Raw genomic sequence first — 1,769 nt, forward strand, 5'->3', positions numbered from 1 at the left:
AGATTCGCCCTGCACTAAAACAACCAGCGAGCCGGTTGGCTTCGAACTTGTTTGGAGAGCTGTTTGAATACCTCGACTCGAAAGTTCGGCCTCGAGTTTTGTGACATCCGGGGCACCAACGCAACCCCCGAAGGTATGTTCAGTTCCGAGATGAGAAAGCCACGAGGCAACGTTGGCGGCTTGGCCCCCCATGGATTTATGGATTATAGATTTAGTGTCGGTGTTTTCACGAATCTCTGATTCTGGAATAACGATGACATCTTCGATTACATCACCAATCACCAGTATCTTGCTCATCTGAGTTCGGACCAAGCCTTAGCTACGTCACCCGCGACAGACACATTGTTGCGAGCCAAGGCAAGATTTACTTCCAGAGATCTTCCCTTGGACTCTTCAACGATAAAGCCAAGCAGGAACGGCGTTACGGCCTTGCCAGTCACGCCTGCTTTTTTAGCAGCAGCAAATGCAATCTCAAGCACGCGGTCATGCTCGGCTGGGTCCCACTGCTTATCTATCGGAATCGGGTTGGCCAAAACAATGCCTTGGCCGTGGCCAAGCTCGTCTTGGGCTTTCATGGCTCGAGCCACTTGCTCGGGGGTATCTAAAGACCAATCGAGGGTATAGCCGGACTTGGTGAGCCAGAAAGCTGGAAAATCTTTTGTCTTGTATCCAATTACAGGAACACTCAGGGTCTCAAGCCTCTCCAGGGTTGCAGGAATGTCGAGTACTGACTTCACACCAGCAGACACCACAGTGATTGGTGTCACGGCAAGAGTTGATAGATCGGCCGATTCATCGAAGGTCTCTATGGCTCCACGGTGAACTCCGCCTAAGCCTCCGGTTGCAAAAACCCGAATTCCCGCAAGGGCTGCCAAGTGAGCGGTTGCGGCAACCGTTGTTGCTCCAGATTCTTTCCTTGCAGCAAGGATAGGGATGTCTCGAACGCTTGCTTTTGCTAGGTCCTCGTTAGCGATTCTTTCAACACCTTCGGCGTCTAGGCCGATTCTTGGAACTCCATCCAATATGGCAACTGTTGCCGGGGTGACCCCCTTGGATCGAAGAATTTCCTCGAACTCTTTGGCAGCTTCGAAGTTTCTGGGCCTTGGTAGACCGTGAGAAATTATGGTGCTCTCAAGAGCCACTACCGGTTTGCCTGCGGCAAGCGCTTCGGAAACCTCGTCGGAGGCGATAAAGGAGGTCATGGGATAAGGCTAGCTTCTGGACTGGAAAGAAAAATCAATTTGGGGTGAGTAACGGGACTTGAACCCGCGACTTCCTGGACCACAACCAGGCGCTCTACCAGCTGAGCTATACCCACCATGTCTTTTAGGCCCATGGGCTTCAAAGCTTTTTTATTCTATTGGGTTTGAAGACGCAATGTCTTTGGCTTGGTCGCTAGTTGGACCGGGGGCCTCAACAAATACTGCCTTTTGGTAATAGGCGAGCTCGGCGATTGACTCTCTGATATCAGCCAGTGCCCTATGCCCACCGTTTTTCTTCGGTAGTTGGAAATAGACCTTTGGGTACCACCTTCGAACCAGTTCCTTGATCGAGGAAACATCAACGTTTCTATAGTGAAGGTGTGCATCAAGAGTTGGCATATAGCGATTTAGAAACATCCGATCAGTACCAATCGAGTTTCCTGCCAGCGGAGCCGTCCTCTTCTCGGGAGCAAACTTCTTGATGTAATCAAGAACCTGAGCCTCAGCCTTTTCTATCGGTAATCCTTCTGGAAGTAGTTCAAGTAGACCTGACTCTTTGTGCATGTT

The 1,769-nt window shown here is 50.7% G+C and carries 3 protein-coding genes and 1 tRNA gene; all 4 read right to left on the reverse strand.

Going from position 1 to position 1,769, the window contains the following annotated elements; translation table 11 throughout:
* Positions 1–297: PfkB family carbohydrate kinase (locus WAO31_RS06180; RefSeq protein ID WP_509591521.1), on the reverse strand; the 297-nt coding region annotated here is incomplete at its 3' end.
* Positions 294–1,202 carry a pseudouridine-5'-phosphate glycosidase gene (locus WAO31_RS06185; RefSeq protein WP_509591524.1) on the reverse strand — a complete coding sequence of 303 codons (909 nt, stop codon included), beginning with the start codon at positions 1,200–1,202 and terminating at the stop codon, positions 294–296. The genes WAO31_RS06180 and WAO31_RS06185, both read right to left, overlap by 4 nt.
* A 40-nt stretch (positions 1,203–1,242) precedes the next feature.
* Positions 1,243–1,318 (reverse strand) — tRNA-His (locus tag WAO31_RS06190).
* A gap of 34 nt (positions 1,319–1,352) precedes the next feature.
* Positions 1,353–1,769: oligoribonuclease (orn, locus tag WAO31_RS06195; RefSeq protein ID WP_509591527.1), on the reverse strand; the 417-nt coding region annotated here is incomplete at its 5' end.

The sequence above is a fragment of the Rhodoluna sp. genome (genome assembly GCF_049276775.1).
Lineage (GTDB): Bacteria > Actinomycetota > Actinomycetes > Actinomycetales > Microbacteriaceae > Rhodoluna.

Coding starts and splice junctions, on each gene's coding strand:
- WAO31_RS06185 (WP_509591524.1), bottom strand. CDS start 1,202: ATGACCTCCTTTATCGCCTCCGACGAGGTTTCCGAAGCGCTTGCCGCA.